12 protein-coding genes are annotated in these 15955 nt (G+C 69.3%); 2 read left to right on the top strand and 10 right to left on the bottom strand.

Features of this window, described 5'->3' with window-relative positions:
• Positions 1 to 170: 170 nt before the first annotated feature.
• Complete coding sequence (locus tag ADL12_RS20620; RefSeq protein ID WP_279617156.1) at positions 171 to 1754, bottom strand: recombinase family protein; 1584 nt, start codon at positions 1752 to 1754, stop codon at positions 171 to 173.
• Positions 1755 to 1935: 181 nt separating this feature from the next.
• The gene (locus ADL12_RS57735) at positions 1936 to 2064 is read right to left on the bottom strand and encodes a thioredoxin domain-containing protein (protein WP_279617157.1); all 129 of its coding nucleotides are present in this window, start codon (positions 2062 to 2064) and stop codon (positions 1936 to 1938) included.
• Positions 2065 to 2199: 135 nt separating this feature from the next.
• On the opposite strand from ADL12_RS57735, the gene ADL12_RS20615 reads away from it, so the two are divergent.
• Positions 2200 to 3195, top strand: a complete 996-nt coding sequence (locus ADL12_RS20615) for a LysR substrate-binding domain-containing protein (RefSeq protein WP_079052170.1) — start codon at positions 2200 to 2202, stop codon at positions 3193 to 3195.
• 123 nt (positions 3196 to 3318) lie between these two features.
• Here ADL12_RS20615 and ADL12_RS20610 read toward each other — a convergent pair whose 3' ends face one another.
• The 5 genes from ADL12_RS20610 to ADL12_RS20590 form a co-directional block, all read right to left on the bottom strand.
• A complete protein-coding gene (locus tag ADL12_RS20610) occupies positions 3319 to 5655 on the bottom strand; it encodes an ABC transporter permease (RefSeq protein ID WP_062704138.1) in 2337 nt (778 codons plus the stop codon).
• On the bottom strand, positions 5652 to 6341 hold the full coding sequence (locus ADL12_RS20605) for an ABC transporter ATP-binding protein (RefSeq protein ID WP_062704137.1): 690 nt from the start codon (positions 6339 to 6341) through the stop codon (positions 5652 to 5654). Before ADL12_RS20605 ends, ADL12_RS20610 begins: the two co-directional genes overlap by 4 nt.
• On the bottom strand, positions 6338 to 6862 hold the full coding sequence (locus tag ADL12_RS20600) for a PadR family transcriptional regulator (protein ID WP_062704168.1): 525 nt from the start codon (positions 6860 to 6862) through the stop codon (positions 6338 to 6340). Before ADL12_RS20600 ends, ADL12_RS20605 begins: the two co-directional genes overlap by 4 nt.
• Positions 6863 to 6967: 105 nt before the next feature.
• Positions 6968 to 7234 carry a type II toxin-antitoxin system antitoxin gene (locus tag ADL12_RS20595; RefSeq protein ID WP_062704136.1) on the bottom strand — a complete coding sequence of 89 codons (267 nt, stop codon included), beginning with the start codon at positions 7232 to 7234 and terminating at the stop codon, positions 6968 to 6970.
• Complete coding sequence (locus ADL12_RS20590; RefSeq protein WP_062704135.1) at positions 7231 to 8184, bottom strand: SPFH domain-containing protein; 954 nt, start codon at positions 8182 to 8184, stop codon at positions 7231 to 7233. Before ADL12_RS20590 ends, ADL12_RS20595 begins: the two co-directional genes overlap by 4 nt.
• Positions 8185 to 8428: 244 nt before the next feature.
• Between ADL12_RS20590 and ADL12_RS20585 the strand changes: the two genes are divergently transcribed.
• Complete coding sequence (locus ADL12_RS20585; RefSeq protein ID WP_062704134.1) at positions 8429 to 10840, top strand: transglycosylase domain-containing protein; 2412 nt, start codon at positions 8429 to 8431, stop codon at positions 10838 to 10840.
• 59 nt (positions 10841 to 10899) lie between these two features.
• Here the strand turns inward: ADL12_RS20585 and ADL12_RS20580 are convergent, their stop codons facing one another.
• From ADL12_RS20580 to ADL12_RS20570, 3 genes are all read right to left on the bottom strand, one after another.
• Positions 10900 to 13041: a SpoIIE family protein phosphatase gene (locus ADL12_RS20580; protein ID WP_208614582.1), complete on the bottom strand. Its 2142-nt coding sequence runs from the start codon at positions 13039 to 13041 to the stop codon at positions 10900 to 10902.
• Between the two features lie 304 nt (positions 13042 to 13345).
• The gene (gene fomD, locus ADL12_RS20575; RefSeq protein ID WP_208614581.1) at positions 13346 to 14041 is read right to left on the bottom strand and encodes a cytidylyl-2-hydroxypropylphosphonate hydrolase; all 696 of its coding nucleotides are present in this window, start codon (positions 14039 to 14041) and stop codon (positions 13346 to 13348) included.
• A 72-nt stretch (positions 14042 to 14113) separates the two neighbouring features.
• Positions 14114 to 15523 (bottom strand): class II fumarate hydratase, encoded by a 1410-nt coding sequence (locus ADL12_RS20570; RefSeq protein ID WP_062704132.1) that lies wholly within the window; start codon positions 15521 to 15523, stop codon positions 14114 to 14116.
• Positions 15524 to 15955: the final 432 nt, after the last annotated feature.

Below are 15955 nucleotides of genomic sequence, written 5' to 3'. Positions count from 1 at the left end.
CGTGGGATATGGGGGGCTTCCTTGACGAAGGAGGAATGGCTGGCGCGCGAGTTGGCCAAGATGCCCCAGCGGAGTGAGAAGTGGCGCGCGAAGGTGATGAGGACATGGGGCCTCAAGCCCCAAACGAATAAGGGGCAAGGCCCTCCCCCCAAGTGAGGGAGGGCTTCTCGTTATTCTGCGGTCGCTGCGGCCTTGGTCGCGCCAGTTCCCTCGTCGTCTTCCTCGCGCCAGACGATCTCAATGAACTCGGGGTCAAACCTCTTACCCCTGCCCATGGGGTGGATGATGACTGACTTGATGCTCTGTGTGAGGCGAGCCCGCTTCTCCGCCATTGAGAGTGTCGGCCATTCTCCTAGTGCGTCTGGAGAAAGGAGCTCTCTCTTCTTCTTCTGTTGGGAAAGGTTTCCCTTTTTCTTCTTGAGTTGATCACGTTCCTGTTCCAACTCCTCAATAAGGTCGAGGGCTTTGGACATGGAGATACGCCTAGCCTTGCGACGCTCATTCACCTGATCGATCTCGTCGTTGATCTCGCTTAGCCGCGCATCATGAATGGTCTCGTCAACCTCCTCAGCCGCCTTCTCGACGGCCTCACCAAGTCCCTGGCGGGTACCTGTGAGGAAGGCTTCCTCAACGAGGTCGTCGACGGGAGGACCGCACCGGGTGACACCCCCGCAGCCGCCTTGGTTCGTCAGGCAGGCATACCGAAAACCCCACTTCTCGTAGGAGCTGGTGCCAGGTGTGTAGGGGTTCGACCACATGGGAGAGAGGCACTTCCCGCACCGTGCGATACCTGAGAGGAAATACTTCACATTGGTGTCATGGACCTCGGTCTGGGTCCCCTCCTTGCGGTCGTCCTTACGCCGCTTGATCTCGTTGACGCACGCCCAGAACTCGTCAACGGAGCAAATACGCTCCCAGTCCCCCATGACGGGGTTGCCCTCGGGGTCGTTCACGATGAAGTCCGGCAGCCACAGACGGCCGGAGGAACGGCGTACGTCTTGCGGCACGTAGATGCGAAATCCGGCGTTGCGAGGGTTCGTCAGGATCTCCTCGGCAACACTGTGTTGCACCTCTCGCCGGCCTTCGCTACGGGAGTTCTTCTGGAGCTGCGGGGTGTATCCGAACTCAACGAGTCGCGTGCGGAAGGTTCCGACCTTGAGACCCCCGGGCACGGCTCGAACGTGCTTGAGCAGGAACGGAGCCTCCGTCTCGTGCAGGGTCTTCCTGTCGTCTCCCCAGCCAAACGCCCGGGGAGCGCTGTGCATAGCGCCCTTGCGGGCAATCCGGCCGTTGGTTCGTTTGGTTCGGCGCTTGATGTTGCCGATCTCCATGTTGCCCATGGTGGCCTGCATGACGAACATGCCTCGGCCTTCCACGGTCGAGAGGTCGACACTTCCCTCGACTGATCGCCCGATGTAGTCCGGGTTCATCTCGAAGACGCGGCAGATGCGGGCAGCGTCGTAGACGAGGCGGGCCAGGCGGTCGGAGTGGAGGAAGACGACGCCGTGAATCACTCCCGCTTCGAGATCACGAAGCAGTGCCTCGAAGTCGTCGCGAACGATGAACGGGTCTGATGCCGGTGTGTCGTTGTCGCAGTAGTCGCGGACGAGGACCCCGCCACGGCGCTGAAGCTCGGGATCGGTGGCGACGAGATGGCGGATTGCCTCGTCCTGCTCCTTGACCTGCTCCTCAACCTCACGCCATGTCGATGCAACGCCCTTGAGGGTCTTGTCCATTGAAACGCGGCGGTACATGCCGAGCGGCACACATGTGTCCGACTGGACGATGTTCCGTAGCACAACCAACTGCTTGCTCCTGGGTGCTCACTGCGCTGACGCAGTAGTCCTTGCTGGTCAGCGGTCTGAGCACCGCCCCCTCGGAGCGATGGTCGCATGTCTGTTCGGCAGGCTAAAAGGGTTTTTAGCTTGCGTTCGATCAGGCGAAGACGATCTTCCACTTGCCCTCGTAGGTCTTGTGGTTGATCGTCTCGAACTCCTTGCCCTTCTCCAGCGAGACGCAGGCGGTCAGTTCGAACTCGGGGAACTTGTCACCGACAGTGAGCACACGCTCTCCTTGCAGCGAAGAGACACCTGTTCGGTACAGGTGTCTCCCTTGGGTTGGACCTTACCGATCCTGGCACAGGCTGCATTGATACGGGAAATAGCTACACTCGGTCGGGTTGATCGGAGGGATCTATCAGTGACCGTGAGTAAGAGGAGGCAGCCCAGCCTCGCTCAGCTGCGGGCCTTCGCGGCCGTCGCCGAGCACCTCCACTTCCGGGATGCTGCCGCCGCGATCGGCATGAGTCAGCCCGCCCTGTCCGGTGCCGTCTCGGCCCTGGAGGAGTCACTCGGAGTGACGCTCCTGGAGCGCACCACACGCAAGGTGCTGCTCTCGCCCGCCGGCGAGCGTCTGGCCGTACGGGCAAAGGCCGTTCTGGCGGAGGTCGGGGCGCTGATGGAAGAAGCGGAGGCGGTGCGGGCGCCGTTCACCGGTGCCCTGCGCCTCGGAGTCATCCCCACTGTCGCGCCGTACCTGCTGCCGACCGTCCTGCGCCTCGTCCACGACCGGTATCCGCAGCTCGACCTCCAGGTGCACGAGGAGCAGACGGCCAGCCTCGTCGAGGGGCTCACGACCGGCCGTCTGGACCTGCTTCTGCTCGCCGTGCCGCTCGGTGTGCCGGGGGTCGCCGAACTCCCGCTCTTCGACGAGGACTTCGTGCTCGTCACCCCGCTCGACCACTGGCTCGGCGGCCGGGAGGGCATCCCGCGCGAGGCACTCAAGGAGCTGAACCTGCTGCTCCTGGACGAGGGGCACTGCCTGCGCGACCAGGCCCTCGACATCTGCCGGGAGGCGGGCCGCGCGGACGCGCCGGTCACCACGACGGCCGCCGGGCTGTCCACGCTCGTGCAACTCGTCGCGGGCGGCCTGGGCTGCACGCTGCTGCCGCGGACCGCCCTCAAGCTGGAGACGACCCGCAGCAGCCAGCTCCTCACCGGGTACTTCGCGAGCCCGGCGCCCACCCGTCGCGTGGCCCTTGCCATGCGGACGGAGGCGGCGCGTGGAGGGGAGTACGAGGAGTTGGCGTCCGCCCTGCGGGATGCCCTGCGTCCGCTGCCCGTTCGGGTGTGGGACTCGGGGACTCGGTGGCGTGAGCCAGGCGTGGGCTTCGCGGCCGGGGAGGGGCAGGGGTGACCGTAGGCCGGCCGGGCGGCTGCGTCCGAGGGTGGGCAGCCTCCGCGCGGGTCAGGCCGTCCGGATCGGGGCGGTCCGGACGGCCTGAGTCCGAGGGCGGGGTGGCAGGCGCGGGCGCCGTGCCTACTCCGTGCGCAGCCCGTCCGGCCGCATCAGCCGCAGCAGCGGCGGCAGGCTGAGCAGCGTCACCGCGAGGACGATGCCGGCACCGACGCCCAGCATCGACAGCACGCTCGTCCAGGCCACCATGATCGGTGTGTCCGTCATGCGCAGCAGGACCGCGCCCAGCGTCAGCCCCACCACCGAGGACAGCAGCAGGCCCAGGGCGATCGGGATCGCCGTCTGCCACAGCACCGACAGGCTCAGCGTGCGGCGCCGGGTGCCGAAGGCGACCAGGGACGACAGCAGCTTCTTGCGGTCGCGCAGCTGCTCCAGCTGGGAGACCAGCAGGCTCGCGCCGATCAGCGCCAGGACACAGACGGCGCCCACGAACAGGCCGGTGCGGATGGTGTTGTAGCGGTCGGCCGTCTGGGTGGAGAACCAGGTCATGGGGTAGGACAGCGGGTCCGCGGCCGTCGACGTGTTCCGCACGTGGTCGTACACGTCCGGCACGGAGCGGTCGAGCTTGAGGTACACCTGCCCCCGCAGCGCCGGCGCGGCTGCCGCGGGCAGCGCCTTCGGGGTGAGCAGGAAGCCGCCTCGCTGCCGGCCCATGAAGTCCTCGTGCGTCCCGGCCTTCTTCAGGTCCTGCGGCACGGTCCAGGCGATCTCCTGCCGCGGCGGGCCGCCGTCGTACGACGGATCCAGGTACACCGTCCGGCCCGGCTGCTTCACCAGCTCCCGGGTGTCCTCGTCGTACTCGGAGTTCGACACGTAGAAGATGTCGCCGTCCCGGCACGAGGGAAGCTCGGCGGCCTGGCGCAGTGACGCGCAGTCGCCGACGGTCATCTCGGCACCCATCTCCGGGTCCTTGCGCCGCTCGCCCAGGTAGCCCTCGGCGAACGCGTAGACCTGCTGGACGCCCTTGGTGTCCCGGAACTCCTCGACCGCCGGGTCGAGTGGGGCGTTCCGGGACAGCGACACCTCCATCTGAGCCCGCTGGGTGTCGTACCGGGACTGCTTCGTGTAGGAGCTCTCCACCCCCGCGAACAGCATCTGCAGCGCGATCGCCCCGGCGACCGCCACCGCGACGCCGTTGACCATGCGGGCCGCCGTGCCGCTGCTCAACTGGAGCCTGCGGACGGCGAGTTGCCAGGCGACACCGCCCGAGCCGAGCCGGGCGACGACCGCCTCGACGATCCACGGCAGCAGGGTGGTCACGCCGATGAGCAGCAGGAGCACGCCGCCGATGACCAGGTACTCGTTGAAGGTGCCGTTGTCGCGGCCCTGGCCGATCATCGGCCAGAGCATCGCGAGGCCGCCCAGCGGCAGCAGCAGCCGCCACCACAGCCGGCGTCGCGAGGGCTTCGCCGTACGCACCACGCCGAGCGGCTCGATCACCACCCCGCGCATCGCGAACAGCGTGACCAGCACCGCCGCCGCCGGGACCGCGAGGCCGACCAGCAGGGCCAGCGCGGGGGAGGGGTTGAGATAGCTCGGGAAGACGCTGACGTCGAACACCTCGACCGAGCCCGCGATCTGGCGGCCGATCAGGAAGAAGACCGTACCGAAGACCAGTCCCAGCACCGCGCCCGCCAGCGCCTCGCCGGCCGCGATCCGCCGGGTCATCCGGCTGTCGGAGCCGACCAGCCGCAGCGCCGCGAGCCGGCGGTCGCGCCGCTCACCGCCGAAGCGCACGGCCGCGGCGATGAAGACGGCGACCGGCATCAGCAGCACCACGAAGACGACGATGACCAGCAGGATCAGCACGGGGTCGGTCCGCGTCTCGACCGGGCTCGTGTCCCCGAACCGCTCGATACGGGCGACCCGGGAGCCGTCGATGTGCGGCGCGAGGCCGTCGCCGCCCCGGAAGAAGGCGAGTTCGTGCGAGCCGATCAGCCCGCTCTCCCCGATGGTTCCGACGATCCGCTCGGGCAGCCGCTCGCGCAGCAGCTTCGCGCCGTCCGACTCCAGCAGCCTCTTCAGCGCGGGGGAGACGACCATCTCGCCCACCCCCGGGAACTTCTCCACTCCCGGCGGCAGCGGCGCACTCGGTCCCTCGGGCTCCAGCGCCCGGCCGCGGATGTCCTTGTCCCGGAAGTCCGTGTCGACGTCCGCGACGATCAGGGTGCGGTCCGACTTCTTCAGATCCGTGTAGCTGTAGTTGAGGTCGGTGCGGGCGCTCTCCCGCTCCTGCCGGACCGTCTGCATGTTCGGGACCGCGGTCGTCAGCAGCAGCAGCGCCACCCCGAGCCCGACCCCGACGGCCGTCAGCAGGGCCCGGACCCAGCCCTCACGTCCGCCGGCGAAGGCGAACCGCACCCCCATGCCCAGATCCTTGGCCCACTGACCCATGCTCATACGACGCGCTCCATGTCCCGGGACTTGCCGTCCCGTACGACGATCTCGCGGTCGGAGTAGGCGGCGACCCGCGCCTCGTGCGTGACGAGGACGACGGCGGCGTTGGTCGACCGGGCGGCGTCCGTCAGCAGCTCCATCACGCGCTCGCCGTTGAGGGAGTCGAGCGCGCCGGTCGGCTCGTCGGCGAACAGCACGCGCGGGTTGGTGACCAGTGCGCGGGCCACGGCGACGCGCTGCCCCTGACCGCCGGAGACCTCGCCGGGCCGCTTCTTGCGCAGGTCGTCGACCTCCAGCCGCTCCATCCAGGTCAGGGCGGTCTTCTCGGCCTCCTTGCGGGAGGTGCCGTTCAGCCGCAGCGGAAGGGCGACGTTCTCGACGCAGGTGAGTTCCGGTACGAGCTGCCCGAACTGGAAGACGAAGCCGAACTCGGAGCGCCGCAGGGCACTGCGCTGGGCGTCGTTCATGGTGGCCAGCTCACGCCCGTTGTACGTGATGGACCCCGAGTCGGGCGGCACGATGCCGGCGAGACAGTGCAGCAACGTCGACTTGCCGGAGCCGGACGGCCCCATCACGGCGACGACCTCGCCGGGGTGGATGGAGAACTCGGCGCCGTCGAGGGCGACGGTCGGGCCGTAGGCCTTGCGCAGCTCCTGGGCCGCGAGCAGGGAACCGGGAGGCGGAGTCACTTGGTCACCACCTCGGCCAGCTTGTCGAGGCGCGCGGCGGTGAGTTCCAGCCAGCGCAGGTCGGCCTCGAGGTGGAAGAGGGCGTGGTCGCAGATGAGCTGATCGGCGAGGTCGCCCTTGCGCTTGCGGTCGGTGAGCATGCGCATCATGCGCAGGTGCTCGGCGCGCTGGTTGTCGAGGATGTCGGCCGCGTTGCGCCGGGTGAGCAGGGCGAGGACGACCTTCGTGTAGAGGGTCGACTGAAGGTACGGCTCCGGCTTCTCGGGCGTCGCGAGCCACTGCTGGACGTCGGTGATCCCGGCGTCGGTGATGGCGTACCGCTTGCGCTCGGGCCCGCCGCCGGGCTCGATCCCGTCGACCTCGACGAGCCCGTGCTTCAGCAGCCGGGACATCGTCGAGTAGACCTGGCCATAGTGCAGCGGCCGGTCGTGACCGAACTTCTCGTCGAAGGCCCGCTTCAGGTCGTAGCCGTGACGTGGGCCCGATTCCAGAAGCCCCAGGAGTGTGTGACCGATGGACATGGCCATGACTCTACACGGGGTGTATACGCCACATGTATACGTCGAGTGTGTAGCTCATGGCGCTAGGTAGGTCGGCCCAGGTGGGGGCCGATTGTCACGGTTCTGCTACTGAGGCTCGGGTGGATTCCCGGGAGGGCGGCCGCGGCGCGGAATCGGCTTGGCCTCGCCCGGCAGCCGTCCCGCCTCCGCGAGGGCGCGCCGCAGCAGGAACTCGATCTGGGCGTTGGCCGAGCGCAGCTCGTCGCCCGCCCAGCGCGCCAGCGCCTCGTACACCGACGGGTCCAGCCGCAGCAGCACCTGCTTGCGCTGCTGCGGCCGACGCCGAGGGGCTGAACCCGCGGAGTCCTCGGAAGGATCGGAGGGAACCGTCACTGGTAGAGCGTCCCGGTGTTGAGGACCGGCTGCGGGGACCTGTCACCGCACAGCACCACCATCAGGTTCGACACCATCGCCGCCTTCCGCTCGTCGTCCAGCTCCACGATGTCCCGCTCGGAGATCCGCGCGAGCGCCGCCTCGACCATGCCCACGGCGCCGTCGACGATCTGCCGTCGTGCCGCGACGACCGCCCCCGCCTGCTGCCGCTGGAGCATCGCGGAGGCGATCTCGGGAGCGTACGCGAGATGCGTGAAGCGCGACTCGATGATCTGTACACCGGCCGCCTCCACGCGCGCGTGCAGCTCGAAGGCGAGCTTCTCGGTGATCTCCTCGGCGTTGCCGCGCAGCGAGAGGCCGCCCTCGTCATGGGCGTCGTACGGGTACTCGATGGCGATGTGCCGCACGGCCGCTTCCGTCTGGGTGGCCACGAACTCGAGGTAGTTGTCCACCTCGAAGCTTGCCTGTGCCGTGTCCTCGACCTTCCAGACCACGACCGCGGCGAGCTCGATCGGGTTGCCGTAGGCGTCGTTGACCTTGAGGACGGCCGTCTCGTGGTTGCGCACCCGGGTCGAGATCTTCATGCGGGACGTGAAGGGGTTCACCCAGCGCAGGCCGTCCTGCCGGATCGTCCCCCGGTACCGGCCGAAGAGCTGGACGACCCGCGCCTCGCCCGGCGCGACCATGTTCAGCCCGCACATGGCCAGGAGCGCGGCTATGTTCACCAGGATGCCGGTGATGATCAGTGCCGCCTTGCCGCCGGCCCCGGAGACCGTGGTGGCGCCGACGATCAGCCCCGTGCCGACCAGCAGCCCGACCAGGCCCAGCAGCAGGGCGAGCCCGCCGCCGATGCTGTGGGCCGTGAACTCCCGCACGCGTGGTGCGGGCATCGCGGGTACGTCGGGTGCGTCGGCGGTGATGGATATGGCGTCCGTCTTGTCGCTGGACATGGGTGGTTCCCCCGTTTCCGTTAGCTCTGGTCTAGCTAAGTGATATCAGATTACCCCGTCCGGGCAACCCTATGCGTGCTTCAGCCGTCGGTTCCGGTGGGACGGGTGCTGATTGTCACGTCCGTAAAAGGCCGGATCGACCGGCCTTTGTCACAACTTCCGGTGTTAGCTTTCTGAGCTGACCTGAGCGGCGAACCTGTGTGGCAGAAGTGCCCACAAGAACGAAGCGGAGCGGAACGGACCCATGGGACGAGCGGAAGAGAGACGAGCGCGGCAGCGCGGCGGCCGCCGCGCGGCGCCCCGGCGTTCGTCCGGGACGCCGTCGAACACGGGGGCGGCCGAGTCGACCACCGTCATCGGCGCACCGTCGGCCGCGGTCGGCGGCCGGGCCGCGGCCCGGCGGGCGGCCAAGAGCGCGGGCAAGGGCGCAGGCTCGGGCGGTGACGGCAAGGGCCGAATACGCCGCCTGTTCACCTGGAAGAAGATCCTCGGCACGTTCCTCGGCTTCTGCCTGCTCGGCATCGGTGCCTTCATCGCGCTGTATCTGTACGTGGACGTCCCGACGGACAACGCGGCCGCCCGGGCCGCCCAGCGTCAGAGCAACGTCTACAAGTACAGCAACGGCGCGACGCTGGCCCGCGACGGCACGGTCAACCGCGAGATCGTGGATCTGTCCAAGGTGCCGAAGGAGGTCCAGTACACCTTCGTCGCGGCCGAGAACAAATCGTTCTACAAGGACAACGGCATCGACCTGAAGGGCACGGCCCGCGGTCTGCTCAACACGGTGATGGGCAAGGGCGCGCAGGGTGGTTCGACGATCACCCAGCAGTACGTCAAGAACTACTACCTCAGCCAGGAACAGACGGTCAGCCGCAAGCTCAGGGAGATGGTCATCTCCCTGAAGGTCGACCGCCAGATGTCCAAGGACGAGATACTCGCCGGCTACATCAACACCAGCTACTACGGCCGCGGCGCCTACGGCATCCAGGCCGCCGCCCAGGCCTACTACCGCGTCGACGCCGAAAGGCTCTCCGTGGCGCAGGGCGCGTACCTCGCCGCGCTGCTCCAGGCGCCGAGCCAGTACGACTGGCAGGCCGCGTCCGACACCGGCAAGAGGCTGGTGACGAACCGCTGGAACTACGTCCTCGACAACATGGTCGAGGAGGGCTGGCTGCCCAAGGCCGAGCGCCAGGACATGACGTTCCCGAAGCCGGAGGAGCCGAAGCCCGCCGCCGGCCGGGAGGGCCAGAAGGGCTATCTGATCGAGCTCGCCAACCGTCAGCTGGAGGACCAGCTGATGAAGGAGCAGGGCCTCACCCGCTCCCAGGCCGAGGCCGCGGTCGTCGACCAGGGCTGGACCATCACCCTGAACATCGACAAGAAGAAGCAGGCCGAGCTGGAGAAGGCCGTCAAGGCGCAGCTGACCAGCAAGCTGGACAAGAAGAAGCGGCCGGTCGACGCGGACATCCAGGCCGGCGCGGTCTCCGTCGATCCCAAGACGGGGAAGGTCGTCGCGCTGTACGGCGGCGTGGACTACTTCAAGCACTACACGAGCAACGCGACCCGCACGGACTATCAGCCCGCCTCCACGTTCAAGCCGGTGATCCTCGCCGCCGCGCTGGAGGAGAACGCCGAGACGCGGTCCGGCAAGCCGATCACCGCGAACACGATCTACGACGGCACCAGCAAGCGCCAGGTCGTGGACAGCAACGGCAACAAGGTCGGCTTCGCCCCGGAGAACGAGGACGACGAGGACTACGGGCCCATCACCGTGCAGACGGCGATGAACAAGTCCGTCAACTCCGTCTTCGCGCAGATGGGCGTCGACGTCGGCATGAAGAACGTCATGGACGTGGCGGCCAAGCTCGGCATGGACACCAGCGACGAGCAGGCCGTGCCCGCGCAGACCCTGGGCACCATGGGCGCGAGCCCGCTGCAGATGGCCGGGGTGTACGCCACTCTCGACAACCACGGCAAGAAGGTCACCCCGAGCATCCTCAAGAAGGCCGAGCACAACAGCCGCAGGGTCGAGCTCCCGAACCCGGTCGGCGAGGAGGTCGTCAGCCGCGAGGCCGCCGACTCGGTGACCTCGGTGCTGACGGGTGTGGTCTCCGACGGTACGGCGCGCAAGGCCGTGGCGGACAACCCCAAGCGCGACGGCCAGAAGGTCGCGGGCAAGACGGGTACGTCGGATGACAACAAGTCGGCCTGGTTCACCGGCTACACGCCCGACCTGGTCACCTCGGTGGGCCTGTTCGGTGAGGACGACAAGGCTCCGCACCCGCAGGTCAAGATGTACGGCGCGGGCGGCGAGGACCGCGTCAACGGTGGTGGCTTCCCGGCGCAGATCTGGGCGGCGTACATGTTCGGCGTGACGGACACGGACGCCAGGTTCGACCTGAACACCGACCAGGGCGCGGCCGTCCAGCCAACCTGGACGCCGACACCGTCGCAGACGCCGACGACCCAGGAGCCGACGGAGGAACCGACGACTCAGAAGCCGACGGAGACGCCGACGACCCAGGAGCCGACGGAGACGCCGACGACCGAGGAGCCGACGGAGGAACCGACGACCGAGCCGCCCACGACGGCGCCGACGGGCGAACCGACGGACGACGTCACCCTGGACCCGGTCAGACCCGGCGAAGACCAGTAGCGACGAGAAGGGCGCCCGGCATCACGCCGGGCGCCCTTCTCGTTGCGAATTTCAGACTTTCAGCTCCGGTTCAACTCGAACCAGACGACCTTCCCGGTACTGAGCCGTGTCGCCCCCCACCGCCGGGCCAGCCGATTGACCAGGTACAGCCCGCGCCCGCCCTCGTCCGTGGCCCGGGCCTGGCGCAGGCGCGGCAGCTGGGGCACGTCGTCCCCGACCTCACAGCGCAGCACGTCGGTGCGCAGCAACCGCAACGTCACCGGCCGCGAGGCGTACCGCACCGCGTTCGTGACGACCTCGCTGACCAGCAGCTCGACCGAGTCGGTCAGTTCTTCGAGGCCCCAGCGGGTCAGCGCCCGCCGGGCCAGCCGCCGGGCACGACCCGGTGCCGCGTCCTCCGGCTCCAGGAACCAGTACGCCACGTCGCTCGGCGCGATCCCGTCGAAGCGGGCGGCGAGCAGCGCGATGTCGTCGTCCCGGTCGCCCGGCCCGAGCATGTCCAGCACCTCGTCGCACAGGGCTTCCAGGGGCGGCGGATGATCGGGTCCGGTGAGCTGTGCGGTCGCGGCGAGCTTCTCGCGAAGCTGCTCTATGCCGGTCCACACATCGCGCAGGCGCGACTCGACCAGGCCGTCGGTGTACAGCAGCAGCGTCGCCCCGGCCGGTGCGTCGAGCTCCACGGCCTCGAAGTCGACGCCGCCCACGCCGATCGGCGCGCCCGCCGGAACACGCAGCACCTCCGCGCGGCCGCCCAGGTGCAGCAGGACGGGCGGCGGGTGGCCGGCGTTGGCGATGGTGATGCGGTGCGATACCGGGTCGTAGACGGCGTACAGGCAGGTCGCCATGCGGTCGGTGCCGAGCCGCTGGGCCTGCTCGTCGAGGTGGTGCAGGACCTCCTGCGGCGGCAGGTCGAGCCCGGCCAGGGTCTGCGCGGTCGTCCGCAGCTGGCCCATGATCGCGGCCGACGTCATGGAGTGGCCCATGACGTCACCGACGACCAGTGCCACGCGGCTGCCCGGCAGCGGGATCGCGTCGTACCAGTCGCCGCCCACCCGGGCCGTCTCGGCCGCCGGGAGATAGCGGGACGCCAGCCGCACGCCGGTCGGGCGCGGCAGCGTCTCCGGCAGCATGGTGCGCTGGAGCTCGTCGGCGATGTACGCCTCACGGCCGTACAGCACCGCCTTGTCGATGCCGAGCGCGCTGTGCGTGGCGAGCTGGGCGGCGACGAGGAGGTCGTCGGGCTCGAAGGCGATCCGCTCCGGGCGGCGCAGGAAGACCGCGGCGCCGATGACACGGCGCCGGCCGCGCAGCGGGGCGAGGATCGCGCGCTGGCCGTCGGGGATGATCAACTCGCCGTCGTCGCCGAGGAGTTCGGGCAGGGCGGCGCGGGCGGCGGGCGCGTCGGCGAAGACGGGACGTACGCCGCGCAGCACCTCGGCGAGCGCACCGCCGGGCCGCACCTCGCACAGTTCTGCGGTGAGGGCGGACAGCTCGGACAGCTCGGTCGGCTCGGGCTGCTGCGCCCCCGCGGCCAGGAAGCCGCCCTCGGTGTCCCGCTCCTCCGGGATCCGGTCGGTGCGGCGCAGCCGCAGCACGACGGGCCCTGTGGGCCGTTCGTCGCCGACCGGCAGCGGGTCGCGCAGATAGACGAGGATCGCGTCGGAGAAGGTCGGCACGGTCGCCCGGCACAGCCCCATCACGATCTCGTCCAGGTCGATGCCGCGGGCGATCCGCCGCGTGGCGGCGCCCACGAAGCGCAGTCGGTCCCCGTCCCGGCGCATGGGGGTGGGCCGCCCGGACGGCAGCCCTTGCCCGGTGCGCCGCTCGGCGGACGAGGGCGGCTGCTCGGTGCCGGGCTGGGGCGGTATGGCCTCCGGGACGGGCCGCGGCCGGTGTGTGTCTGGCTCGGCGGCGACGGAGGGCTGCGAGTGCTCGGGGCCGTTGCCGGCGATGTCTGAGGGCTCCTTGCTCGGGCCGGACGGTGCGGTGGTGCCCGGCGTGGAGGGGGTCTCTCCGGTGCGCGCCTGCGCGGGTAAGACGGTGCCCGCGCCGGCGCCGCCGCCAGGGGTGTGCGGCGGCGTGGAGTGGGCCGTGGACGGTGTCGAGGTACGCACGAGCGCCCCGCGGGGCTCCGCGGGGTCCACGCCCGTCTCGGGGCGTTCGAAGGAAGTCGGCTGCTCCGTCACGCCTTTCGAATCCATCCGTCCGGGGCTGCGCGCCATGCGTGCAGTTCGTCCCGCCGAAACTCCGATACCCGCAATAGGTGCCCCAGGAACGGAATTACCGCGTGACCGGAGGCAGTTCCTGTGCCGCCGGTGGACCGTCTGCCCCCAGAGCCGGCGTCGAAAGCACCGGCCCTGGCGGCGTTGCCCTGGTAACCCTCGCTCACGTCCTGCCGCCCCTCGGTGACGATCGGTCAAGCCCGGCGCGCAATCCGGTAGTTGTCCCTGCGCGCCCTTGCGGAGGACGATCCTACGTTTGTTGCCCGGGGGCGCATCAAGGGTCTCATGAGGACAGGTGCGCGGGCGTGCGATCCCAGTCCTCAGGCAAAGAAGGTACAGCCCAGGCGGGATCCGGGCGCCAGTGCTGCCAGCCGTCCGAGAAAGGCGGCCCCCAGGCGCGGATCACCTCCACCGCCTCGCGCCCCGCCTCCCGCACCTGTGCGGCGAGCCGGTCGTCCATCAGCCCGTCCCGCTGGGCCTGCGCGAACTCGTCCTCGTCCCGCCAGTGCCAACTGCGGTCCGGGTGCACGGAGATGTCGAGAAAGTGGTCCTCGGAGTCCACCCCGCCCGCCCAACGGGCCAGCGGCTCCTCAAGGTTCACGTACCAGTTCTTGAACCGCCACCCCGGCTCCCAGAACAGCCACACCGACCACGGCTCACCGGGCCGCGCGAGCTTCAGCACCCCGGTCCCGAACCACCGGTCGCGCTGGACGGTGCGCGGCTTGGTGTACCGCGTCTCGAGCGGTTCCATGTGCACGGAGGTCCCGTCCGCCAGCACGGGTTTGACGCACTCGGTCCCCGGAGCCAGCCACACGGCGAGGACCTCGGCGTCGTCCCGTACGACGGTGACGGGACGCGCAATGTGGAAGCGAGGCCCGGCGTTCTCCCGGTACCGCCACAGGATCTGCGTGCCGGGCGCCCAGAAGGCCGTCGATCCGCCCGCTTCCACTTCCGTCGTCACCGCTCCACCGTCCGCCATGCACAGATATTAGGTGCCACAGGCATACGACGCTGCGGCGCGCGTCACGGTTCACACCGCGGTGATCGTTGGTTACGGCCGTGTCATCCGCAGGACATCGAGGGCCTCGTCGAGCTGCTCGACGGTGAGGTCGCCGCGCTCCACGTACCCGCTCTCCAGGACGACCTGGCGGATCGTCCGCCGCTCGGCGAGCGCCTTCTTGGCGACCTTGGCGGCCTCCTCGTATCCAATGTACTTGTTGAGCGGCGTGACCACGGAGGGTGACGACTCGGCGTATTCCAGGGCGCGTTCGCGATGGGCGACGATGCCGTCGACGGTCCGGTCGGCCAGCAGTCGGGAGGCATTGGCCAGCAACCGGATGGATTCCAGAACATTCTTCGCGATGACCGGCAGCATCACATTCAGCTCGAAGTTGCCGGCGGCTCCGGCGGTGGCCACGGTGGCGTCGTTGCCGACGACCTGCGCGGCGACCATGAGGACGGCCTCCGGAATGACCGGATTGACCTTGCCGGGCATGATCGAGGACCCCGGCTGGAGGTCGGGCAGGGAGATCTCCGCGAGCCCGGTGCGCGGCCCCGACGACATCCACCGCAGGTCGTTGGCGATCTTCGTCAGCCCGACCGCGATGGTCCTGAGCTGCCCGCTGGTCTCCACGATCCCGTCCCGGGCACCCTGCGCCTCGAAGTGGTCGCGGGCCTCGGTGAGGGGCAGCCCGGTGGTGCGGGCGACCTCCTCGATGACGGCGGCGGAGAACCCGGGCGGGGTGTTGATACCAGTCCCCACGGCCGTACCGCCGAGGGGAAGTTCGGCGAGGCGGGGCAGGGAGGCGTGGAGCCGCTCGACGCCGTACCGCACTTGGGCGGCGTAGCCACCGAACTCCTGACCCAGCGTCACGGGCGTGGCGTCCATGAGATGGGTCCGCCCCGACTTCACGACATCGGCGAACTCCTCGGCCTTGCGCTCCAGGGACCCGGCGAGGTGCTCGAGGGCCGGGACGAGGTCACGGGTGACGGCGGCGGTGGCGGCGATGTGGATGGAGGACGGGAAGACGTCGTTGGAGGACTGCGAGGCGTTGACGTGATCATTCGGATGTACGTCCCGCCCGAGCCGCTCGGTCGCGAGGGTGGCGATGACCTCGTTGGTGTTCATGTTGGACGAGGTCCCGGACCCGGTCTGGAACACGTCGATGGGAAAGTGCTCGTCCCACCGCCCCTCGGCGACCTCGTGCGAGGCCTCCTGGATGGCCTCGGCGATGTCCTTGTCGAGCACCCCGAGCCGCGCGTTCACCTTCGCGGCGGCGCCCTTGATCCGGGCGAGGGCCTCGATGTGGGCGCGCTCGATGCGCTGGCCGGAGATGGGGAAGTTCTCGACGGCACGCTGGGTCTGGGCCCGCCACTTGGCGTCGGCGGGGACGCGGACCTCGCCCATGGAGTCGTGCTCGATGCGGTAGCCCTGGCCGGCGTCGTCGGCAGTCGTCGTCATTGTGGTACCTCCACGGGGGAGAGCGCGTGGCCCGTGGGGCCTATTCCCGTTTCAGGATCGCGCAGGCCGTCATCCCTCGCAGGGCGGTTCGTACGCCAGGTCCGGTGACACGTACTCCTTCCAGCGGGCCGGGTCCATGGCGTGCCGGGTCGAGGCGCACAGCATCGTCCGGGCACGGGCGGTGTCGGTCTGCCACAGGCGTACGGTTCCGTCCGCGCCGCCGGTGACGAGGTGGCCGCCGCGTGGGCTGTGGACCAGCGCCGGCGCGGACCGGATCGGAGACGTCCCCCAGCCGGACCTGGCCGATGGCGTTCCCGGCGGGGAGCATGGCGCCGTCGGGGGAGAAACCGACGCTGCTCGTGACCGGGACAGGTCCCACAGCCGGAGCAGCCTCGACCGGGTGCTGCCCGGCCCGGTGCCGCCGCTGACGTC

The organism is Streptomyces regalis, from assembly GCF_001509475.1.
Lineage (GTDB): Bacteria > Actinomycetota > Actinomycetes > Streptomycetales > Streptomycetaceae > Streptomyces > Streptomyces regalis.
The sequence above is the reverse complement of the archived record's forward strand: the minus strand, read 5'-3'. Positions and strand labels throughout refer to the sequence as shown.